General features: G+C 36.9%; 21 protein-coding genes and 2 tRNA genes. 7 read left to right on the forward strand and 16 right to left on the reverse strand.

The features are described from left to right. Positions 1-792, forward strand: coding sequence for a hypothetical protein (locus tag LCM02_RS09040; RefSeq protein WP_224928364.1), 792 nt, complete (start codon positions 1-3; stop codon positions 790-792). 68 nt (positions 793-860) lie between these two features. Here LCM02_RS09040 and LCM02_RS09045 read toward each other — a convergent pair whose 3' ends face one another. From LCM02_RS09045 to cyoE, 7 genes are all read right to left on the reverse strand, one after another. Further along, complete coding sequence (locus tag LCM02_RS09045; RefSeq protein WP_224928367.1) at positions 861-1,373, reverse strand: DUF420 domain-containing protein; 513 nt, start codon at positions 1,371-1,373, stop codon at positions 861-863. Between the two features lie 3 nt (positions 1,374-1,376). After that, positions 1,377-2,012 carry an SCO family protein gene (locus LCM02_RS09050; RefSeq protein ID WP_224928370.1) on the reverse strand — a complete coding sequence of 212 codons (636 nt, stop codon included), beginning with the start codon at positions 2,010-2,012 and terminating at the stop codon, positions 1,377-1,379. A gap of 20 nt (positions 2,013-2,032) precedes the next feature. Next, positions 2,033-2,683: a hypothetical protein gene (locus LCM02_RS09055; protein WP_224928373.1), complete on the reverse strand. Its 651-nt coding sequence runs from the start codon at positions 2,681-2,683 to the stop codon at positions 2,033-2,035. 67 nt (positions 2,684-2,750) lie between these two features. Continuing rightward, a complete protein-coding gene (locus tag LCM02_RS09060; protein ID WP_224928376.1) occupies positions 2,751-3,098 on the reverse strand; it encodes a cytochrome C oxidase subunit IV family protein in 348 nt (115 codons plus the stop codon). Between the two features lie 12 nt (positions 3,099-3,110). Next, the gene (locus LCM02_RS09065) at positions 3,111-4,088 is read right to left on the reverse strand and encodes a cytochrome c oxidase subunit 3 (protein ID WP_224928379.1); all 978 of its coding nucleotides are present in this window, start codon (positions 4,086-4,088) and stop codon (positions 3,111-3,113) included. A gap of 126 nt (positions 4,089-4,214) precedes the next feature. Further along, a complete protein-coding gene (locus tag LCM02_RS09070; RefSeq protein ID WP_224928382.1) occupies positions 4,215-4,775 on the reverse strand; it encodes a cytochrome c oxidase subunit 3 in 561 nt (186 codons plus the stop codon). Positions 4,776-4,778: 3 nt separating this feature from the next. Continuing rightward, a complete protein-coding gene (gene cyoE, locus LCM02_RS09075) occupies positions 4,779-5,672 on the reverse strand; it encodes a heme o synthase (RefSeq protein ID WP_224930197.1) in 894 nt (297 codons plus the stop codon). Between the two features lie 197 nt (positions 5,673-5,869). Between cyoE and LCM02_RS09080 the strand changes: the two genes are divergently transcribed. The 3 genes from LCM02_RS09080 to LCM02_RS09090 all read left to right on the forward strand — a co-directional run bounded on the left by LCM02_RS09080 (position 5,870) and on the right by LCM02_RS09090 (position 6,476). Then, a tRNA-Gly gene (locus LCM02_RS09080) sits at positions 5,870-5,941 on the forward strand. A gap of 26 nt (positions 5,942-5,967) precedes the next feature. Further along, a tRNA-Leu gene (locus LCM02_RS09085) sits at positions 5,968-6,053 on the forward strand. 174 nt (positions 6,054-6,227) lie between these two features. Then, positions 6,228-6,476 carry a hypothetical protein gene (locus LCM02_RS09090; RefSeq protein ID WP_224928385.1) on the forward strand — a complete coding sequence of 83 codons (249 nt, stop codon included), beginning with the start codon at positions 6,228-6,230 and terminating at the stop codon, positions 6,474-6,476. A gap of 117 nt (positions 6,477-6,593) precedes the next feature. On the opposite strand, the gene LCM02_RS09095 is transcribed toward LCM02_RS09090, so the two are convergent. The 4 genes from LCM02_RS09095 to LCM02_RS09110 form a co-directional block, all read right to left on the reverse strand. Continuing rightward, positions 6,594-7,469, reverse strand: a complete 876-nt coding sequence (locus LCM02_RS09095) for a hypothetical protein (RefSeq protein WP_224928390.1) — start codon at positions 7,467-7,469, stop codon at positions 6,594-6,596. Between the two features lie 215 nt (positions 7,470-7,684). Further along, the gene (locus tag LCM02_RS09100) at positions 7,685-8,173 is read right to left on the reverse strand and encodes a hypothetical protein (protein WP_224928394.1); all 489 of its coding nucleotides are present in this window, start codon (positions 8,171-8,173) and stop codon (positions 7,685-7,687) included. A gap of 337 nt (positions 8,174-8,510) precedes the next feature. After that, entirely contained in the window at positions 8,511-8,867 is a 357-nt protein-coding gene (locus tag LCM02_RS09105) for a hypothetical protein (RefSeq protein WP_224928397.1), read from the reverse strand. A 156-nt stretch (positions 8,868-9,023) separates the two neighbouring features. After that, positions 9,024-9,668, reverse strand: a complete 645-nt coding sequence (locus LCM02_RS09110) for a hypothetical protein (RefSeq protein WP_224928400.1) — start codon at positions 9,666-9,668, stop codon at positions 9,024-9,026. Between the two features lie 212 nt (positions 9,669-9,880). On the opposite strand from LCM02_RS09110, the gene LCM02_RS09115 reads away from it, so the two are divergent. After that, the gene (locus LCM02_RS09115) at positions 9,881-10,720 is read left to right on the forward strand and encodes a DUF4382 domain-containing protein (protein ID WP_224928405.1); all 840 of its coding nucleotides are present in this window, start codon (positions 9,881-9,883) and stop codon (positions 10,718-10,720) included. Between the two features lie 34 nt (positions 10,721-10,754). Here the strand turns inward: LCM02_RS09115 and LCM02_RS09120 are convergent, their stop codons facing one another. Then, the gene (locus tag LCM02_RS09120) at positions 10,755-11,546 is read right to left on the reverse strand and encodes a class II glutamine amidotransferase (protein ID WP_224928408.1); all 792 of its coding nucleotides are present in this window, start codon (positions 11,544-11,546) and stop codon (positions 10,755-10,757) included. Positions 11,547-11,883: 337 nt separating this feature from the next. On the opposite strand from LCM02_RS09120, the gene LCM02_RS09125 reads away from it, so the two are divergent. Then, positions 11,884-12,600, forward strand: coding sequence for a hypothetical protein (locus LCM02_RS09125; protein ID WP_224928411.1), 717 nt, complete (start codon positions 11,884-11,886; stop codon positions 12,598-12,600). A gap of 21 nt (positions 12,601-12,621) precedes the next feature. Here the strand turns inward: LCM02_RS09125 and LCM02_RS09130 are convergent, their stop codons facing one another. Next, complete coding sequence (locus LCM02_RS09130; protein ID WP_224928414.1) at positions 12,622-13,491, reverse strand: SDR family oxidoreductase; 870 nt, start codon at positions 13,489-13,491, stop codon at positions 12,622-12,624. Positions 13,492-13,754: 263 nt separating this feature from the next. On the opposite strand from LCM02_RS09130, the gene LCM02_RS09135 reads away from it, so the two are divergent. Continuing rightward, positions 13,755-16,790 carry an AsmA family protein gene (locus tag LCM02_RS09135; protein WP_224928417.1) on the forward strand — a complete coding sequence of 1,012 codons (3,036 nt, stop codon included), beginning with the start codon at positions 13,755-13,757 and terminating at the stop codon, positions 16,788-16,790. 30 nt (positions 16,791-16,820) lie between these two features. Here LCM02_RS09135 and LCM02_RS09140 read toward each other — a convergent pair whose 3' ends face one another. The 3 genes from LCM02_RS09140 to LCM02_RS09150 form a co-directional block, all read right to left on the reverse strand. Next, the gene (locus LCM02_RS09140) at positions 16,821-17,270 is read right to left on the reverse strand and encodes a MerR family transcriptional regulator (protein WP_224928421.1); all 450 of its coding nucleotides are present in this window, start codon (positions 17,268-17,270) and stop codon (positions 16,821-16,823) included. Between the two features lie 2 nt (positions 17,271-17,272). After that, positions 17,273-17,875: an HD domain-containing protein gene (locus tag LCM02_RS09145; protein ID WP_224928424.1), complete on the reverse strand. Its 603-nt coding sequence runs from the start codon at positions 17,873-17,875 to the stop codon at positions 17,273-17,275. 104 nt (positions 17,876-17,979) lie between these two features. Continuing rightward, positions 17,980-19,938 carry an adenylate/guanylate cyclase domain-containing protein gene (locus tag LCM02_RS09150; protein ID WP_224928427.1) on the reverse strand — a complete coding sequence of 653 codons (1,959 nt, stop codon included), beginning with the start codon at positions 19,936-19,938 and terminating at the stop codon, positions 17,980-17,982. Positions 19,939-19,940: the final 2 nt, after the last annotated feature.

A 19,940-nucleotide genomic window follows, 5' to 3' on the forward strand; every position in this document is an offset into this window, starting at 1 on the left:
ATGAAAAAATTAATGCTAATGACGGCGTTCATCCTGTTCGCTGTAAATTTAAATGCACAGGATAAACTTTACCTGGTCTTCGAATTTATGAGAGTTGACAACGAACAGGAAAGCAATTATTGGGAAGTGGAAAGCTTTTGGGAAAAAATTCACGAACAAAGAGTTAAAAACGGAGATATCATTGGATGGGACCTCTGGCAATTAAGGCCCGGTGGAGAAGACCAGCACTATCAGTACATGACCGTTAATCTGTATGACGATCCCGTAAAAATGATGAGCAACGCCGGAGATTTCGATGCTGCTTTAAAAGCTGCTTATCCGGATATGTCTGAAGAGGATCTTGATAAAATGATGGATAAAACGGTGAAATCAAGGGATCTGGCCGTTCGAATTTACTTAGAACATATTGACGGGACCGATGATAACTTTGAGATGCCCCTTGGAACCATGGCCTCGATTAATTTTATGAAAGTCGTACCCGGAGGAGCCGGAAGGTATGAAAAAATGGAATCTGAGATATTTAAACCCATGCACCAGGAAGCTGTGGACAATGGAATACGTTCTTCCTGGGGACTCCTAAGGTACATGTCTCCTTATGGAACAGATACCTATGCCACGCACATTACTGTAGACATGTATAAGGACTTTAATCACTACTTCAATCCCCCGGAAACTGCGTCAAGCCCGGAATATACCGAAGAGCAGATGAAAAAAATTAATGAAGGTATTGCCAGCAGAGACATGAAATATGGCTATATGGCTACCTTGGTAAAGACACAAAAACGACAATAAATAAAAGTTGCCGGGTCTTCAGGACCCGGCATTGTTTTTTAATCTGTGGTTAATCTGTAAAGCAGGGTTTAATAGTAAGGAGAAATCATAAAGTAAACCACAACGCCGCTAATGGTAACGTAGAGCCAAAGCGGGAACGTTATTCTCGCAATTTTTTTATGCTTTTCAAAATCTTTGGCAAGTGCCTTTACATAGGTAATCAGGACAAACGGAATGACTGCAATGGAAAGTAAGATATGTGATATCAAAATAATGAAATAAACATATTTAGAAATTCCCTGCCCCCCATAACTCGTGGAATCCGAGGTCATATGATACAATACATATAACACCAAAAAGAAAACTGAAAAGGCAATGGCCAGGGTCATTAATTTTTTGTGCAAATCAATATTTCTAACCTTGATGGCCCAAAGGGCCATGACCAAAACAACTGAAGTTACGGCATTTGTTCCTGCGTAAATGGGTGGTAAAAACACAGGAAGTTCAATGTCCAGTTTCACCCCAAACAGGGCAGCTACAACCAAAGGAATAGCAATGGACAAAATAATGATTAATCGGTTGTACTTTTTTGACTCCTCCATAACTTATTCCTTTAATAAAAGTTTAATATCCTCTTTTATCCACTGGACTTCTTTTTCGTCCAACCCGTTGTAAAACTTAATAGGATTCTCCATTTCACCATTGATCACGGTTCTTGATCTGATGAAACCATTTTTGTCGATTAGCGCAAACAACCCGGAATGTTCAAAACCGCCTTCAACATCCTTATTTTCTCCGGCATATAGCTTAAACCCATCATTCGAAAAGGAATAAACCTTTGATTTCTCACCGGTTAAAAAATGCCAGTTTTTTAACGTTGCTCCTTTCTCTTTGGCATAAATCTTCAGAACTTCGGGGCTGTCTCTTTTGGGATCGATGGAAACCGAGGCGATACCAAAATCAGGGTTTCCGTAGAATTCGTTCTGGATCTTCACCATGTTCTCATTCATTCGAGGGCAAATGGTAGGACAGGACGTAAAAAAGAATTCAACTACATAAACCTTACCCTCAAAATCGGCATTGGTGACCCGTTTATTATCCTGGTTTGTAAATTCAAAAGGAGGAACCTGTTCAAATTTCAAAAGCTCATTTCCGCCCATCTTCTTGATGATCTTTGGAATGGCCCAGATTCCAAAAATCAATATTACAAAAGCGATTGCGATATAGGAGTTCTTCTTCATTGCTTTCTACATATTTGATTCTAGATCTCTCTCTTATTCTTTTTCAGTGCCAGCCTGTATTCTGCCATGACCACTTTAACATCATCAACCATTTCCTGGTGAACCGTTGCTACAGATTCAGCATTATACCCATACATCAATCCATCTTCACGGGCTTCCTCATCGTTTCTTCCTCTCAGGTTCAATTCTCTATCGATTATAAAAGCATAAGGCGAATACGAATTCTCGTCCAGGGTATAGGTTGTGGACAAACTTTCGAAGATCTTCTTAACTCTGGACGGATCCGTGAACAAAAAATGCCACTTATCCACGTTATACGTGGCACCCAGTTCTTTCTTCAACTGGGCAGCATCTTTCTCTGACCCCTTGGGCAAAACCACTACGAATTGAAATCCTTTGAATCCGTAAAAATGTTTATAGATCTTTTCATTTAAATTCAGGGCGTTGGTTTTATGCTGCAAAAGATCCGATCCAAGGAAACACAAAATGCTGATATTGTTCTTTAAAGTCACCGAATCTTCCCTGGAAAATTCTGCGACATCCTCTACATCTGTGGTTACAACCGGTAGTTTCGCAAAATTATTGGTACCTGTCAATAAAAAAAGATAGAACAATAATGGTCCGAAAAACAATATCGATAAAACTAGAGTATTTTTGCCGGGTTTTGACATTGTGCAAAGGTATAAAAAAAGTGTTTTGAAATTTCAAAACACTTGTTATTATCGATTCAGTAAATTACTAGTTATAAGACCATCTAGTCAGGCTCTGGTCAATAATGCCCAGGGAATCTCCTTCATAAAGAAGATAAAAGGCCAGATAGGCGATCAAAAAGACAACAGGCCATACAATAGCTCTTCTGAACCAGGTTTTTTCATCCTTTAAGTGCATAAAGTACCAGGCAATTCCATAGGCTTTGACAAGCGTAAGGATCAAAAAGATCCAATTCAAAATACTTGTCCCCAAAACCTGTGTCAGGTTCAAAGAATCCGGTTTTACTATACCCAGCCAAACCTCTACGATGGTAACTATTGAAAGAAAGCCGAAAACTTTCCAAATTAATGCTGTGTGTGATTTTGCGTGCGACATTTAAGTTTATTTTTAGATCAGATAGAAGAATGTGAAAACAAATACCCATACAAGGTCTACAAAGTGCCAGTATAAACCAACCTTTTCAACCATTTCATAATGACCTCTTCTTTCATAAGTTCCAATGATCACATTAAAAAAGATGATGATATTGATAATAATTCCCGAAAATACGTGGAATCCGTGAAATCCTGTAATGAAGAAGAAAAAGTCAGCGAACAAGGTTTTACCATATTCATTCTCTGTTAGATTAGCACCTTGCACTACTCTTACCGCATTATCAAGATATTTATTTGCTTCTTCCCTCGACACTATTGTCTTTTGCTTTGTGTCCAGATTAATAAGTTCAGTCCGCATTGAAATGTCTGAACTGGCAGCAAATCCTTCTTTTACCTGCTGAAGGGTTACAGGTGGAAGCGCTGATTCGTATTCAAACCAAAGCCCGTTCTCTTTTTTATGCTGTACTCTGTCAGTAGGTGTATCAGAGGCAAAACTCTCCAAAGTCACCTGATGTCCGGAGGCATCAACAAACTGTACGATCTTTCCATCTTCAAGCTGAAGTGCGCCATAACTACCATTGATAAAGGTCTTCCATTCCCAGGCCTGTGATCCAAGGAAGATCAAACCTCCTATAATGGTCAGTCCCATATAAACGATAACCTTGTTCTTCTGCATATGCTTACCTGCATCAACCGCCAGCACCATGGTTACCGATGAAAAGATCAGGATGAATGTCATGAAGGCCACATAGTACATTGGGAAATCTCCGTGAATAAAAGGAATGTGTGTAAAGACCTCATCGGCAATCGGCCAGGAATCTAAAAATTTATAGCGGATCAATCCGTATGCACCCAGAAATCCTGAGAAAGTCAGGGCATCGGACATGATGAAGAACCACATCATCATTTTTCCATAACTCGCATCGAATGGTCTACTTCCTCCTCCGCTCCAAACTCCTCCTTTTGAGGTATCAGCAACTGTTGCCTCCATATAAAAAGTTTAATTTAATTGATCTTATACAATCTGAAAAAAACTGACATTTATCATGTTTTCTCCGGTGCAGCAAAAATATAAAAATAATTGATAAATAGAATTAATAAGCCAAAAATGTTGGTGCTATCGGATAAAATAGAAAAAGATGAACAGATATATCCATAAGGCATCCACAAAGTGCCAGAAAATCGCACTTAAAGACATGCCCAGATGGCTTTCCGGAGAATATTTACCCCTTATATTTCTAAAAAGCACCCAGGCCAGAACCAGAATTCCAACAAAAATATGCAGCAGGTGGGTTGCTGTAATGACATAAAGGAACGAAGAAGCCACATTGCTTTGGGGCCCCGTGGTATACAGTCCAGCATCGATCAGTTCATTAAAACCACTGAATTGAAAGAATACGAATCCCAGTCCCAATAAAAGTGTTACGGCCAATAAAAGTGTTGTTTTGGATTGAGAACCAGACATCAAGGCTCTTTTGGCCAATACAAAAGAGATACTGCTCAAAACGATTAAGATGGTACTGATATAAAAGGAACCCGGTAAATCAAAACTAACCCAATCCTCTCTTCCTTTACTTACTACATAGGCACTTGTCAGACCCGCAAACATCATGGTCATACTGATCATCGATATCCACAACATCTGCTTATATGACTTTTCTCTCGTTTTTTGTTCCATGGTTTAATGCAAAAATTTATCGATCACAAAAATGATCTGTATCAAGGTTATATACAACACGCTAGAAAGCATCAACTTCCTTGCCATTTTATCGGTTTGATCTGTATGGAGTTTTACCCCATAATACAGCATAACAAGTCCCAGAAGAAAAATGAGCACCGCAGAAAATGGTAACAAATAAAGATCTCCAGTCAGCCGGAATACCGGAAAAATAGAAACGACAAGCATAAAAAGCGTGTAAATGATAACCAGCTTTGATGCTTTCTTGTTCTTTTCACCTGTTGGCATCAAATTAAATCCGGCTTTCTTGTACTCATCAAACTGAAGCCAGCCAATGGCCCAGAAATGAGGAAACTGCCAAAAAAACTGAATCATAAAAAGAATTCCCGGTTCAATACCAAACTTGTCGGTTGCTGCCACCCAGCCCAGCATAAAAGGAATCGCCCCCGGAATTGCCCCAACAAATACAGAAAGAGGTGTGACCGGTTTCAAGGGTGTATAGGCACTGGTATATAAGAAAATTGAAACCGCCCCGAAAAGCGCCGTTTTCTGATTTATTGAGTAAAGAATCACTAAACCAGACAAGGTCAATAACACGGCAATGATCATGGCAACATTAACAGATATCCTCCCTGCAGGAATCGGACGGTCCATGGTCCTTTTCATCACGGCATCCGGCCCTCGTTCGATGATCTGATTGAAGGCATTCGAAGCTCCAACCATACAATAGCCTCCAATTGACAACAAAAGAACGATTTGATAATCTATTACTTCGGCGGCAAGTAAGTAACCCGCAATGGATGAAAAGACGACACTTAGCGATAAACCAAATTTTGTCAATTGCTTAATATCATCAAAATAATTATGTCGAATCACTGCCGTCTCCACCTTGTTAATCACCTGTTCTTAAAATCGCTGCAAATATATCCATTAATTGAGATTAACCATATAAAAAAAACTGAAAAATATGATCGAAAATCCTTTGGGATTTATGAAAATGTTTTAAATTTGCGCCTCCTAAGCAGAAAGAGGTGTTTCTTTCGTTCTTAGGTTCAGATGATAGACATCGATTTGTTCATTGAATAAAAATTTATGCGAAAGTAGCTCAGGGGTAGAGCATCACCTTGCCAAGGTGAGGGTCGCGGGTTCAAATCCCGTCTTTCGCTCTGCATTACTAAAACCAAAAACACAGGCTCGGATGGTGGAATTGGTAGACACGTTGGACTTAAAATCCAATGGACAGTAATGTCCGTGCGGGTTCAAGTCCCGCTCCGAGTACAGAGAAAAACCTTAACAAACTATTTTATAGTAAGTTAAGGTTTTCTTGTTTTATATCGAGTCAGTATTTAGTCAGTAACTTCCATTTATTCTTTAGTTTTTTCTTATTGTTAAATGATATTGATCATTTCTTTCAATTTCATAAAGGACTAGTTTTGATGAAAATCTTTGATTATGCGAATAAGACATCTTCGAATAGCTTCAAAATTGCCTCTTTTAAACAGCTTGATTGATTCTACCACTCCATTTAACCTCGAAGCACTGCCAAAAGGAATAGCACAAAGGTTCGATGTTGTAAATAATTTATATTGTGAAAGGACGAACCTAATAGAACCAAACAGGCATTCAAGGGATTTTTGGCACAATGATTATACGATTAGAGTAGATTTGGTCGAAAGCTTGACCGCAAAGTATTCTGTATAAATCACCCTTCAAAATTACTAAGAAGGTACTGTTGGTGTTGATAAGGTTTGTACCATTTTGAAAGAAAAACCCCTACTGGTGTGTAAGGGGTTAAAACAAATCTATTTTAATTATTATTTAGTAACCGCAGTCTGTTGAGTAAACTCCCGAATACGGAATTACCCAATTATTCTCTGACCATTCAGGGTCATCAACCTCCATACAATCTAATCCAACCATACCAACCGAATAAAAAGTAAGATTCCTATTATTACCATTCCTCAAATTCAATGCAAGAATTGATCCAGTAGTTATACTTAAAGTGGATAGGAGAATATTCTTGGACAAATCCAATTCTAAGTATGTGTAAGAATCAGTTTCAAACCTTTCTAAAAGGATATTTTTTGTTAAATCAATATCCATTTGTAATTCACTACCACAGGATCCAAATCCTTCAACAATTGAAACACTCTTTAATTTAAGGTTATTACTTAAATCTAATGATGTAAAATATCCCCCACCAAGATACAGCTCTTCTAAATTTATGTTAGCACTCAAGTCAATTGTGTCAATTGGATTACATCCAATTGATAACTTTCTTAGAGCAATAAAGTCCTCTATACCGGTTAAATCATATAAATACCAACTTGGACCAGGCCCTGGTGGAAAATCCCCAGTTGGAAACCATAATTCTTCCAAGTTATGTATATTCATAGTTAAGACATAATCATCTAATTCAACATCTAACCCCATTGCGATCAATCTTCTTTCAAACGTATCATCGGGAACATAGGTCTTTCTGTCACATCCTCCTTCAAAATCTCCGTGTGCTAAATGAGCTTTCAGAGCGTTTTGATTGACAGAGATAGTTTTCCATGATCTAGTAGCTTCATCATAGTGGCATACATCCACTTTAGGGGCTTTCTTATCGGCAGTAGAGTCGATAATTGTAGTGTCTTCGTCGCAAGAATTGATTACGAATAGCGTTAATAAGAGTACAAAAAGTTTCTTCATGATTCATAAATTTTAAATTAGACTAAAATTAATTCCATGAAAAATGCTATTAAATGATTTAGGTCAATTATATAATTGATTATCATCATTTTAATACCCATGTGAGGGTATCTTAAAAGCTCAAACATACACCCGTGAGAATATCCGCCTGGCTTAAATGAAAGGACAACCCCTACTAGTATGTAAGGGGTAATTTTGAATTGATTTTGAGTAATTTAGAAATCAGAATTTGCTTTCTGTTGTTCCTCTTTTTGATTTATTTTATCAAGTTCAGTATTTACGAGATATAACTTCATTTCAGTTGGGGGCTCCATATATTCATTGCTATCCACAATAATTGTATACTGAACTCCTTCTTTAGTCGCTCTTAGGTAGTAATCATCATCAGAGTATGAATTTTTAGCCCTCCTTTTGAATTTTATTCCATATTTTTTTTCTAACCCATTTTTCAATCTAGTAACATCTGAGTTATAAACCCTCCTAAGTGTCTCTCCATCTTCAGAAGGAACGAAAAATATCATATATGCTCTGCCATCATTAATTTGACTGACCATAATCGCTCCATCGATTCCTCCAACAGTTGTCATATTTACTTCTTCACCTTCATATGGTTGCCCTAATTGGAACCCTTTTAATTCAACTTGAGCGACCGACACGGATGAGATTGAAAGTAAAAAAAATAGAATAGACAATGCTTTTTTCATGATTTACAATTTTGATTAATGCAACAATGATATCTGAAATAGATAAATTTTCTTTACGGCTTACCGTAAGCACTTATAAACTTATAACCAAATTAGGTGGTAGATTGTGATAAATGTCATTATATCAGCAATATACCCTGATGAGGGTACTTAAATTCTCAACTGATATAAATATTTTCGATTTGCGTATGGGAGATTAAAAATTGGGGGAATTACCATCTCAAACATGCACACACAGCCTTCCGATTTGGACTTATACAGACTTTTAGCAACTCCGGATAGTTTGGTGCCGAAATGAAAAAATAAGCCTAAATTATCTTGATTGGCAGACTCGCGATTACCTCTTATCTTTGTCTTTCAATTTGGATTTAGCATAATCCTTTAATCGTTTGTTGATGATCCTATTTCTATGATTGCGAAATTCATTGATTATAGTAGATCCTTTCAGACCGGTTAGTCCATAGGTACAGACTTCCGTTAACCAATAATTAAATAATAACACGTCATACTCCTGTTTAGGATTCTTTACCCATTTCTCGAAATCAATATACCTTGAGAAAAACTTCATGACAAACCGGGCATCGAATCTTTGTCTTTGAAAAAATTCATTGTTATACTCCTGTAACTTATCTTTCGGCACATAATCATATACGCCTTTAAATAAAACAATTGCAATTTTTTTGATTGTAGGCATGTAATTTATTGCTGATGAAGATGACCCTTAAAATTAGAGAATCATCCGAATTTTATCCAGGATTGTTGATAAATGGTTTGATTTCATACACCCTGTAGAGGGTGTTTTTTACAGAAAATGATATTTATCACAGCTTCTTCCAAATAATTCTAGAAATTAACTCAAGGTGTTTCTTATCTTTTGATCAAGTTGATTGATGAGATTATTCTCGATATAGACCAAAACTTTGTTCGACAGATCGATCAATTTTATAAAGGAAAGATTGTGTGCTGCCAGTGCTATAATCGATAATAAACTTATTCCAAAGCCCTTGATGATAAGTTCACTTTCAATCTCAGGAAAAAAGAAAATACTGACAAAAAAAGCAATGGAGCAGAATAGACTCAAAATTCCAAGATCTGCAAGGGAAGTCCAGATGATCTCATTAATATTCCCCTTGACCTCTTTGCCCCTCAATGCATCGTTTTCATTGATCAATTCAAAGAAAATATTCATGAGCCTGTCCTCTGAAAAAAGATATTGTTTCTGCTCATCAGTCACTTTGGATGTATATAGACTGAACAGCGTAGTCTTAATTAACAACTCTATCTTTCTCTTTTTGTAGTTCGTTACTACCGTCCTCAATCTGGAAAAATTATAGAGAACTGTAATCACGAGAGCAATTAGGAGAGGTATCCCATAATTCAAGAAGTTAGAATCAACCGAAAATCCATGGATCGAGTTCAGGTAGTATGAGGCCAAAATATATGCTATTAAACCCGGAATCAAGTACATAAGGGTTTTTGAAAAGTTTGATTTCATGATTCTAATTTCTCCTTTTTAAACTGGTTATCAAGCCTCCATAAACAGAAATATGTCATTCGGACGCAATGCTTTTTACAAATCTAAATGAATTTATCGTTTTTCACAATCCTAATTCAAAAGGCACATTTACTGCATGAGAAATTAAAACTGATCCTCTTAAGAATTCCTTTAGAAATGGGTTTTAAGTTTACACTAAAATTAAAAATGCTATGAATAAAAATATATTTATGGTCGCAATATGTCTATTTGCGATTTTGGGCCTTCACAGTTGTAGTGATGATAATCCCGAAAATACTTCGAGAGTTCAGTTAAAGTTAATAGATGCCCCTGGTGATTACCAAGAGGTGAATGTAGAAATCATTGATGTTCTTTACAACAGTACAGAAGACGATGAAGGATGGAAAAGTATTACGGAGGATGATTTTTCTCCCATTATAGTAGATCTGACTGAACTCATTGCGGGGAACGAACTCCTGTTATCCGATGTCATCATTCCTTCAGGGATGCTGCAACAAATCAGACTGGTACTTGGTGATAATAACACACTCGTCGTAGAAGGAGAGGCAAATCCCATAAATCTGGACACCCCAAGCGGACAACAATCAGGATTAAAGCTAAAAACAAATACTGAATTGGAACCGGGATACTCATACACATTCATTCTGGATTGGGATGTTCAAAAATCGGTTGTAAAAGCCGGAAACTCCGGAAAGTACAATTTGAAACCCGTGATTAGAGTAAATACAGAAGTAAATTCAGGGTCTATTAGAGGGAAGGTAGTAGGGAAACCAATTGAAGGTGACAATCTTGTTGATGCGATACCAATAGAAGGAGCCTCTGTGACTGTTTACACTATGGATAATGTTGAAATAACTGAAACAGCTACCAATTCAGAAGGCAATTTTATAGTGAGAGGTCTTGACCCCGGAGAATATAAAATTAAAATTGAGGATTTCAACTACATTATTTATGAATCTCAAACCATTGAGGTAGTTGCAGGAGAAACCACTGACACAGGAACCATAGAATTAATGGTTCCGGTTTCCTGATTGAGAAATATTCATCCAAATTTCTCAAGGATCTCTATTTAAGAGGCTTAATATCCACGGTCAAATCTTCTCCCACCATGATGCAATGATTCTCAGGTACTGCCGTCCAGTGTTCTTTTTTTTCTGTCAGAACCTCTGAAGAGATCAAAATTGCCCTTTCCTTTGGCTCAATTGATTTAAACTTTAGAAATCCTTCCCCACAGGTATAGCATTCTGCATTACTGGCTATATGCAGAGATCTGGTCTCTAATTCAGGGTTCGTACTGTAACGTGTAGCGATCATTGCCTTACCATTGGTTAATACAAGGTTGTATAAGGAAGGCCCCTCAACACCAACTTCTTTTTTCATGTCTTCAATTTCGCTAAAGGTCTCAGAAAGACATGCAGATAAATCATCAAAAGACAATTCGTCTTTATTTTTTCTCCATTCTCCGGTAATGGTCATAAACAAAGCAAAAATATATTGGGTGTCCGTCTGCCCCTGAATCCACTCAAAAGATTCTTCATCAAGACGATTGATCAGCTTTCTTTTAATTTTACCGAATTCAGGTATCCCTCCGTTTTGCATCATTAAAAATTCCTTGTATTGGAAAGGATGGCTGTTCTCAATAGAAACACTACCCTGGGTTGCGGCCCTTATATGGGCCAAAAGACAGTTTGTCTTTATCATTGAAGCATTATAAGACAGATTCTCATCATTCCAGGCCGGGCGAATCGACCTGAACAATGCCGGCTCCTTCCTTCTAAAATGGTTGTACCATCCTATTCCAAAGCCATCTCCATTTACCGTCACTTCCGACTCCAAAGCGTGATAACTTTGCTTCATCAAAGAATTTTTCGGCTTGAGAAGCAACTCATCTGCAAAAATTGGTTTACCTAGGTAAGCTATGAATCTACACATAAATATATCCCTTATAAATCTAACATTATCTACTCTTAAAGTTAGTGATTTATATTATTCCAGTACTTAAATTCTCTGATGAATTCAGCAAAAAAATGTATTCAATTCAATAAAATAGTTTCACAATATAACTCAGTTCAACACCGTGATCAATCGCTTCGAAAAAGATTATTGGCTCTCCGTTAAAAAATATGTGTTATTCATCCCTTATGGTTTGTGGTTTTGAATTCTCTATTCTATCTTGAAGACAATTAACCACGAAATGACACATTGGATAATCATTTTGAATTATTTATTAATTCAAAACAGCTCAGACCTCAGACCCAATAATGACATGGCGATACTAAAATCTGAATCCCTCACCGAATTGGTAACTATTGGTCTATTGTCAATAACGACATTGCTTGTAGTTCTGACACCGCTATTCATCATTTATTTATGGATGGTATATTCTAAAATTTACGTCAATAAATATCGTAGAATTTTCAGCCTGAAAAAATGGATTACACGTAAAAGTAATCTTGACATCCGGAAATTAGATGATAAATTTCTGGCTTCATACAGAAAGGAATATTCACTGATGGTAGGATTTGGAATTTCATTCATTGCATATGTTTTGTCCTCACTCCGCTTTATTCATTTGAAATTTGAAACCTTGGGGCAAGGCATAAAAGAATATTTTAAATTTCCTTTTGTCGTAATTGATGAATTAGGGTTTGTTGAAACTCCGGCTGACTCTGTGCTGAATTTCGAAGAATTCTGGAGTCATATGCTACTCATCGTGGTGATCACCGGACTATTTTTTCTTACCGGTTATTTGATCGGCTCAATGATCGTGGATTATCGATTAAATAATTTGAGAAATAAATCCGATAAAAACTTAAAACAGATCAAACTGGTCCAGGATAGTTTTGAATTAATTTCATGGAAAAAAGAGCAGGCCGTTAAGCCTGAACTCGAAGAGGCAGATTATTTTTAGGCCCTGATTTATTGAAATCACCTACTCCACATTTATTCTCGCATCCAGCCCAAAAGTTTCCTTCACCGCATCATACCAATCATCATCATTCTGAGCGTTCCAGTCTACCCATTGCTCGTCGGTCATACCCTTCCTCCAGTCAAGGAATGGCTGAGCATCCGGACCAACAGGATATCTTAGCGTCCAAGATTCACTCTCTGCAACACTTAAGATGGTATCAGCCACCATTATCGGGGAAGTTGGATTTTCAAGTGAAGCAGCAAACATACCTCCAAACCTGAAAGACTGAGGATAGTTAGAATTAGGTTCTCCATGTCTTATATCTCTGGCCATATCAGTGTTAATGATCCCGGGCTCGATAATTCCAACTCTGATATTGAACGATTTTACTTCCTGAGCAAGGGCTTCACTAAAGGCTTCAACTGCAAATTTGGACGCTGCATAAGGAGCAAGTGGAGAACTTGAAATTCTTCCTGCAACCGATGCAATATTGATAATGCATCCTTTTTTTGCTTCTCTCATTTTGGGCAAGACAGCTTTGACGCAACGTACAATTCCGAAATAATTGGTTTCCATAACTTCCTTAAAAACCGAAATATCCATTTCTTCAATTGCACCGTGGCGCTCAATGCCTGCATTGTTTACAAGTACGTCAACCGATCCGCTGTCTTGATAAATCTTGCTGATGCATTCATTTACAGAATCATCGGAATCAACGTCCATTTTCATCACAACTATTCCAAACTTATCGTTTAACATTCTTTCCTTTAACTGAATTGCATGATCTGGATTTCTCATAGTTGCAAATACCTTATATCCCGCTTTTGCAAAAACTAAAGAGGTTTCCAGTCCAATTCCCCTGTTTGCTCCTGTAATCAATACTGTCTTCATATCCCTGTCTTAATTAAGTTATTGTTAAATTATAATACTCATTGTGAAAATAGAAAAGTAAAGACAAAATATTGCAGATGTTAGGACGAAACTCAATTTAAACTTTCCGAAAATCTACATTTAGTTACCGGGGAAGAATCTGCCCTGAATAATGAGACCATATTTTCAGTCCCTCAAACCGTATCACAAACAACTCAAATAATTCGTATTTTAGAGGAGACAAAAAATACGCTCCTAATTGTCTGATTTCAAAACCATAACCCATGAAACTCAGGATCATTAAAATCACTAAATACATTGGTATTGCCCTTGTTTCGATTATTTTATTGATTGCAATAGCGATAGGTGTTGCGTTTCAATTTGTTCTCACTCCGGAAAAAATAACCCCTAAAGTAGTTGCCGCAATTAATAAGAATCTTAATGCTGAACTGAGTATTGACGCGATCGAACTTACTTTTTTTAAGACGTTTCCAAGTTTTAAGCTTGAGCTTGAAAATGGTTATATTCAAACTAACACGCCCATATCAATTGAAGAAGATACTGCCCTAAATGATACGCTTATCAAATTTGATTACGGGGTGATCAGTGTCAATCCCATTGCATTCTTGAATGATAAAATCAAGATCAACAAATTCTCTTTTGAAAACCCGTTAATCAATGCTTATGTTTCTCCTGATGGTGAGGTAAACTGGGATATCCTCAAACCTTCTGATGCAGAACCGATTGACAGTATCTCTCAACCCGAAAAATCTGATGAGAAATTTGATGCAACTATTGATATTGAGGAGATCTCTATTATTAACGGGAAACTCATATTTGATGACCGGTACAGTGAAAATTATGCTACAGTAGAAGGTTTCGACATGAATTTGTCCGCGGAATACAGCGATAAAGAAATAGTCCTCAATTTAGAAACTCAAAGTGATAATGTGATTTTGAGGAAAAAAGGAAACACTTATACGGATCAGTTATCAATGATGATTCATACTGATTTCCATGTAAACCGAAAAACAAGACTTATTCATGTAAAAAATGCGCTGGTGGGAATAAATGATATTGAATTTCTTGCCAATGGAACACTTGGTCCCGACAGGCAGGAAAAACAGATCGATGTCGACATGAATCTTGATCTTAAGGTGCCTTCTTTATCAACTATTATTGATCTTATTCCTGAATCTGTTTTTGAAAAATCAAAAAATTATACGGCAGAGGGAGATGTGACAATCAGAGCAGACATTAAGGGAATTTATAAAAAAGGTCAGACACCATCTGTTACGACATTATTTAAAGTAAATGACGGATCCCTGGCCTATAAAGACAAGCCCCACAAAATTGATTTACTTGAGGTTGATGCCGAAATATATATATCCCCGCAGATTCAATCCGGATCTCATTTTAAAATTAATGAGTTCATTTTAAAAGGAGTCGGAACTGAGATCACCCTGCTCGGCACCGGTGAAAACCTATTTCAGAATGCAGATCTGGATTTATCAGCAAAAGGTAGAATAGATCTGGAGTCCCTGGAAAAAAGCCTCCCATTAAAGAAAAGTCTAAATCTTGGAGGGACAGGTGATATTGATCTGGAGGCTGCTTTTAATTTGAATGATCTGAAAAATCAGGATTATGGAAAGTTGGAGCTTCTTGGCTCAATGAATATGGATCAAATTACTTTTCACAATGAGGCTGACAGTTTGTTGTTGCTTTTAGAAAAGGCCTCTATTCATGTCCGGCAGGAACAGAACAGTACGCTTCTTACTGAAACAAAGAACAAAGTCAGGGCCGGAAAGATCAGCATCAATAATCTGGAATTCAAAGCCGGATCGGTTTCTGCAGGAAATCTTGATCATCTTGATATAAAATTTGCAACAACTCCTCTCAGGGATACTACTCAAATAGCTACATTGAAATCAAGGGTCCTGATCGAAAACGGTAATTTCAATCTCGGTGATACCCTGATGGCGAAACTAAAATATGTAAAGGCCAATATTAACCTTCAACCAGATTCAGGAAATCCGAAGACCCCATTTCTCTCGTCAGATTTTGAAATTGATTCGACGGGTGTAAAATCAAAAGGCAGATTCTTTGCCGTAATAAAAGGAGCATATCAGTTACAATCCACAAAACAAGGCAATAAATGGCCCATATCTGGTAACATATCTTTTGATGAACTTTACGGTTACACCCCGGAGTTTCCATTGTTGCTCAAGATGCCAAAAACAAAATTCAGCTTTAAACCCGGAGTAATCAGCCTCGATCATGCAAAACTTGAAATTGGAAATTCAGATATCGAAGCCACAGGGAAATTATATGAATTTGGAGATGCATTTTTTAACAATCAGATCTTAAAGGGAGAACTTGAGGTTCATTCAGAATTACTCGATATCAATGAAATTGTTCAGGCAATTAATGAGGGTGAAAAATCAAGACAAAAGGAGCCTGAAGAAATTGTTTTAACTGGCCTTGAAAAAAACACCCCTGCAGAACAACCTAAATCCTTTGTTGTACCAAAGAAACTCGATCTTAGCCTTAAAAGTAATTTTAAAGAGGTTAATTATAAAACCTTTAACATCAATGACCTATACGGAGTAATCACGATTAAGGACCAGAAAATTGATCTGTCGAACCTTCAAATGACCACGATGGCTGCTAAAATGACAACCTCTGCTGCCTATGAATCTAAGGTCAAGGGTGTTGCCGGCTTAGACTTTGACTTTAAAATATATGACATCGATCTGTCAAAATTAACCGATTTGCTTCCTGTTCTGGACACCTTATTACCCATGGTAGATTCTTTTGAGGGTAAAGTGAACGCCAGAATGAAAGGTAATTCTAAAATCGATAAAAATCTTGATATGAATGCCGCTTCAATTGACGCCATGGCCCATGTGACGGGTACGGACCTGGTGATACTTAGTGGTAAGACTTTCGAAAAAATGGCAAAAATGCTGTTCTTTAAAAATAAGGAAAAAAACACCATTGATAAATTGGAATTTGCCATGATCTTCAAGGACAAACAGATAGAAATTTTCCCCTCCGTAGTTACCGTAGACCGCTATAGGGTTGCCATTGGGGGGCATCATAATCTGGATCTCACCTATGACTATCACGTTTCCATATTAAAATCTCCCATGCCCTTCAAAGCAGGTTTAGACTTGAAGGGTACGGAAGAGGACATGGATTTCAAAATTACCAAAGCTAAATACAAGCACTTGTTTTCAACAAAAGAAAGACAAAGAAAAAAAGCGGATAGCACACTGATCCGAAGAAAGAATGAAGTTATTCAAAGCCTTCCTTTTTAATCTATAATTAACGAGATTGACTGCCTGAATTCAATGGTTTGTCATTTGCTTAATACATTCTTTCGGATTGGAAAACTTTTCCGGAAAAATATAAACATCACAAACACGACAATCTTCATTTTGACAATTGGGGCCTTTATTGGAAGCCATCCAACATGGTTTGGCCATTGAATTATAGGCATCACATTGATATCTGTGTTCCAAATCACAGGATTTTATCGCCCAACAGGGGATTACAGAAAAAAGCGCATTGATCCCGGCAATATTGAGCCCTTGAGCCTTCAGGTATTTCTTAATACTTTTTAATTTTTGAATATCGACCTCTGAAAAAAGATGTCTTTTTTTGGCCGTTTTAAAAGGAATTATCAATCCTTTGTCTATATATTGCCTTATGGAATGTGTAGGTGTTTCCGACAATCTTGAGGCGACAGCCAAGGTATAAATAGGATCAGTTATTGTATATTCAAGCGTTTTGTCCATGCTCATACAATTTTTCTTTGTTCTTGCCTTACCATTTTTTTAAGTTCAAAAAGCCTTTGTTCTTTACATAATTGCCTTTTTTCTATGGCATATTCCGTATGGTAACGGTGTTTTTCTAAAAAATCAATTTGAATTTTATTCCATCTTGCCCGTTCAATGAATTCTGAATTTTCAAGGATCTCCTTATAAAGTAATTCGCTTATTTCGTAATAATCCTTTCTGCCCAAATAATCCAGATCAACATCGCAGATAATTTTTTGCAACAAACTTTCTGGTTTTTGAGGAATTCTTGTTGCCATGATCAAACCTGAAACAAGATCGATTGCCTCCTCAGAAAAATTGTGCTTCGTCATCAGTCTGATTGCTATTTTCACACTTTCCGCTTCATGATTTTTGGAAGAAACCGTAAAACCTATATCATGCATGAGTACCCCTAATCGAAGTAGTTTGGCATCATTCCCGTTTATTTTGTAATAATTCAGATATTCTTCGCAGTTCTTTAAAGCATTTTTTGTGTGCCTTATACTGTGATAATGCAGGGCGACCGGGAGTTCAGAATTTAATAAATTCCAGCATTCTTTTCTAATATTGATGTAACCTTTCATATTTATCATTTTACAGATCCTGCTTTGCCCTGTAAACAAAAACGAATGGATGATAAATTAATACTGTTTATTTTTTATAACGAATTTTTAATTTCTTTTATTTTTTATTCATTGCTATCTTTTTTCGAGTTGACAAAATACATTTTCATCATACCCTTATTTTTCACATGTATTTCTCCCCTGTATTCACATTCATAGTCATCTTTTATCAACTCATAAGTACTTTCAGAAACATTGATTTTACCAGGCAGGGATGAAGATTCCATTCTCGATGCTACGTTGACAGTATCTCCCCAGATATCATAAGCAAATTTTTTGGTGCCTACTACTCCAGCAACTATGGGTCCCGTATTGATGCCAATTCGTATTTCAAATATATGATGCTCTTTCGAATCGGATTCTTTGATCTCATTTATAAATTCAATAATCTCAAAAGCCGCCCCGATAATTTTGGAAACATGGTTTGGATCCGGGTCAGGCAATCCGCCTACAGCCATATAAGCATCACCTATGGTCTTGATCTTTTCAATACCATATTTCTCCATGATTTCATCAAACTTTGAAAAATAATAATCAACACTACTTACCAGTTCGGCAGGTTGAAGGCTTTTGGCATAAGCAGTAAATCCTACAAAATCAGCAAAGATCACACTTACAGATTTAAAACTTTTTGCTTTAACTCTTCCCTTCTCCTTGAGTTCTTTCGCAGTTTCCTCAGGAAGAATATTTAAAAGCAGTGACTCCGACCTGTTCTTCTCTGTCTCAATGATGAGATTCGTTTCTTTTGAAAATTTATACCTTCGGTAAAGACTTAATGCAAGCAACCCAATCAGTACCAAAGCGATTCCGGAAGCAAATATCACATTTCTCTGTCTTCTATCCTTTAGATCCTGAATTTGAGCCTCTTTTTCAAGCAATCCTATTTCATCTTCCTTTTTTAACAAGTCAAAATCAAATTGAAGGCCTCTCATTTTATCATCTGTCTCGATATTAAATATGGAATCTTTTTGTGAAAGATATTTTGCCTGATAACGATATCCGTTTTTGAAATCACCTGAGTTCACGTAGGATTGGGAAATACCTTCATAAATTTGTGCAAGTTCATAATTCAGTTTTTGACTCAGTGCCAGTTCTTCGGCCTCCCTGTAGGTTTCAATGGCTTTGTCAAAATCATTGTTTTGATATACGATTCCCAATTCTATTAAACATTTTACCTTGACCAAAAGGTTGTCATCTTTCACTGCATTAGAATAGGACTCCTTCAAAAGGATAAGGGATTCCTCCAATTCTCCAAGTTTGAATTTTGTCTTCCCTAACAATAGTAAGTTTTGCGAATAATAGATCGTATTTTCTGTTATGGTCAGTCCTTCTTCAAAATAATCCAGGGCTGTCTGATAATTCCCTTTGGCATATTCAATTTCACCCACCCCAAAATAATAGGCTTTTGAATTCGCAGGATCATTGATAATTTTTAAATAAGGTAGCGCTTGCTCGTAATAATTCAACGCCTTATCCCAATCCTGAGGGTTGTCCCCATATACCATGGCTATATTGAGCAATGCAGTGGAAATACGCAATGGATGCTTTGATTTTTGAGCAATTCTCAGGGAGCGTAAAAGATAATCAATTGCCCTGGCATTACTTCCCTGACTGAAATAAAGGATTCCCAGGTTACTCAATATGTTTGAAATTCCAATGGAATCCTTAATAAACTCGTAATTTTCCAGAGATTGGGTCCAGTAGTCTAAAACTTCTAAATAGTTTCCTTTGTAATAATTAGCGTTCCCGATCTGTTTTAAAGAAAGAGCTTTCCCTTTGACATAGCTCAATTCAGTGGCAAGGTCACTTGCTCTTTTGCTAAATTCCATGGATTCGTCAATCTTTCCCTGATACAATAATTCCATACCCAGGTGGTTCAGAGTGGCTACCATGGCCGTATCTTTAATCCCAGTTTCAACAATTTCCTTTAAGCTGTCAATTTTTCTGTCCTGAGATAACATAGAAATCGACGTCAGCAAAAATGCGAACCCCAAGAGAAAAAATACTTTATAATTCTGAATCATAC

It is taken from the genome of Lutimonas saemankumensis, assembly GCF_020171465.1.
Lineage (GTDB): Bacteria > Bacteroidota > Bacteroidia > Flavobacteriales > Flavobacteriaceae > Lutimonas > Lutimonas saemankumensis.